This is a genomic window from Paenibacillus sp. GbtcB18, assembly GCF_019091125.1.
Classification (GTDB): Bacteria; Bacillota; Bacilli; order Paenibacillales; family NBRC-103111; genus Paenibacillus_F; species Paenibacillus_F chitinolyticus.
Genome location: NZ_JAGXJX010000501.1, coordinates 1 through 259, shown reverse-complemented (window position 1 = coordinate 259; position 259 = coordinate 1). Strand labels below are relative to the sequence as shown.

Genomic DNA, 259 nt, shown 5'->3' with positions numbered 1-259 from the left:
CCGTCGAGATCGCCCAAAGGTGCATTTCATGCACATCTTCGACTCCTTCGACACTGCCGGTATCGCGGCGGATTTCCTCCAGATTGAACTTGGCGGGAACGGATTCCATCAGAATGTGGTAAGATTCCTTAATGATCCGGCTGCCTCCGATGAAAATAATGCAGCTGATTACGATACTGCTCAAAGGATCGAACCACAGCAATCCCGTAAAATAAATGATAATCGCCGAAAATATGACCCCTACGGAACTGAGCAGGTC

1 protein-coding gene is annotated in these 259 nt (G+C 48.6%); it reads right to left on the bottom strand.

The window, feature by feature from the left end; genetic code table 11:
- Positions 1–259 (bottom strand): cation diffusion facilitator family transporter (locus tag KVT34_RS30490; protein ID WP_217563319.1); only part of this gene is annotated, 259 nt, incomplete at both ends.